General features: G+C 39.4%; 1 protein-coding gene and 1 pseudogene. Both read left to right on the top strand.

Annotated elements, in window-relative coordinates; translation table 11 throughout:
* Nucleotides 1-233, top strand: a pseudogene (locus H5202_RS20860) (transglutaminase-like cysteine peptidase); the annotation flags it as partial.
* 7 nt (nt 234-240) lie between these two features.
* Nucleotides 241-2163 carry a bifunctional diguanylate cyclase/phosphodiesterase gene (locus H5202_RS20855; protein WP_182773747.1) on the top strand — a complete coding sequence of 641 codons (1923 nt, stop codon included), beginning with the start codon at nt 241-243 and terminating at the stop codon, nt 2161-2163.
* The last annotated feature ends 111 nt before the right edge of the window (nt 2164-2274 follow it).

The following is a 2274-nucleotide window of genomic DNA, read 5'->3' as shown; positions in this document are numbered from 1 at the left end:
AGCCAAATTCGATTCCGTTAGTACTCGATAATTTAGATAAAACCATAAAACTGGCAACGAAGCGAAAAGACCTACTGCCTGTTTACAGTTTTAACGGTAAACAATTATGGTTAAACAAAGAAAAAGGCCGAGGTGTGTTAGCCGGCTCGTCGTCACGCCTTGAAAAATGGACTGACCTTAAACTTAGATTAGGTGTAGATCGCTTACGCCAACCCAAACTCAACATGGAGTAGTGACAACATGACCCTGTTCAGGCAGATCTATGCGTTACTTTTCGGGCTTTTCTTGTTAACTATTGCAAGCGTAGCCTACGTTCAATTTTCGGAGACCCAAGGTTTCTTATCCAAACAAATGGAATCGGATCTCAATAATACCAGTAACTCATTAGGATTAATGCTGACTCCTGTTTTAGAAGCTGGTGATGATGCTGGAGCAGAAACATTAGTTAATGTTATTTTTGAGGGCGGCTATTATCAACAAATCAAGTTAACGTGGTTGGTTGATGGTAAACAACAAGTGTGGAATAACGCTGTTCAAGTTAATAATATTCCTCAATGGTTTATCGACCTCAACCTATTTAAAACCATTAAAAAACAAACCACTATTACCTCGGGTTGGTTACAACTTGCCACGCTAGAAATTACTGCTCATCCAGGGTTTGGCTATCAGGAATTATGGCGAGTTATTTCCGACATTATTATTCTTTTTTCTATCTTATTCCTCATCGCCATCATATTTGCACGAGTAGGATTAAGTTGGATTTTAAAACCATTAAATACACTTTCTGTGCACGCAAAAAAAATTGCCGAACGTCAATTTGGCCCAGAAATGCCAGCGCCAAAAACAAAAGAACTTAAAGAGCTCGTTAGTGCATTTAACAGTATGTCAGCTCAATTGAAGCAAGTGTTTAATTCCCTTGACGAAGAAGTCTCTGCATTAAGGAAGAAAAACCTCGTCGATCAAGTATCGGGGCTACCAAATAGACAATACATGGTCAGTCGAGTTAATGGCTGGTTAAGTGAGCCCAGTACTGGCGCGCTTTATTTAGTCAAAATGGATTGGCTAGAAGAAGTGCATAGTAAATACGGTTTCCAAGTTCGCGATGAAACTATTCGCATTCTGGCTGAGAAACTACAGCATCACCAGGATAAAATATCCTCATCTGTTATCGCCCGTATTGCTGCATATGAATTCGCTTTTCTTGTTGAGGACTGCGAACACGAACAATTAACTAAATATTTACAGAGCCTAATACGCACTGTAAATAAAGAAATATCAAAATCTGGCTGTAAACCTAACGAACAGTTTTATATTGGTGTAGCAGAGCGTCTAGGGCAAATGACAGTATCAGATATGTTGGCACAAGCAGATAACGCACTCCAACAGTCCATTAAAGAAGGCAAGGTATTTCATTGGTTTGAGAACACTCAAAAGCAACTGTTTACACGAGAAGAATGGCGTAACAATTTAAATCACGCCATCAATAATAAAAAATTCCAATTCCGTTGGCAGTCGATCCAACTCTGCGCCAAAGATGAAATTTGTCAGCGCGAACTATATTGCCAACTGCAAATAGGTGATACAACACTGCACGCAGGTCAGTTTATGCCGTATGTGGAATTACTATCATTAGGTACAGTACTTGATCGATGTTTAATTGAAACTGTTGAAGAACATCGCTTATTTGAACGTAATTATGAGCGTGTTGCCATCAATCTCACTTATCAGAGTATTAGTGATGTTGATTTTCATATGTGGTTAAAGCAGTTCCTTCGGTCCAATAAATATGCCGACCGTATTTGCTTTGAAATACCAGAAGCGAGTGTATATAGCGATTTAGAGTCCTGTGAAAGTCTCTGTAAAGTCATTCGAGATTCTGGCGCTCATTTTGGTATTGACCATTTCGGTCGTCAATTTGGCTCAATGGCCTACTTACAAAGCCTGCGACCGAACTATGTAAAGCTAGACCAGTCACTTGCTTATATTGAAGATAATCAACATAACAGTGAGTTATGCAGAGCTTTGGTCAATGTCGCTAAAGGGTTAGATATTCAGGTGATTGTCACAGGGATCCAAGAGGTAACACAATTGGCAAGATTTACTGAACTCAGAGTCGATGCCTATCAAGGCTTTATTGTACCTCCTGTGAATGTGAAGCTATAAGCTCTCTAAATTGAACCGCTATGTTTAACCACTCTTCGGAGTGGTTTTTTACACGTTATATTTACAAGCACTTGGTTCAATTTGATAATACCCCAATGTGTTGAGTCCATC

Source organism: Shewanella sp. SG41-4, from assembly GCF_014164505.1.
Classification (GTDB): Bacteria; Pseudomonadota; Gammaproteobacteria; order Enterobacterales; family Shewanellaceae; genus Shewanella.
This window is presented reverse-complemented; position numbering and strand designations above follow the sequence as displayed.

What these genes read in the sequence shown, in the direction of transcription:
- H5202_RS20855 (WP_182773747.1), top strand. Translation starts at nt 241, where the DNA reads ATGACCCTGTTCAGGCAGATCTATGCGTTACTTTTCGGGCTTTTCTTG.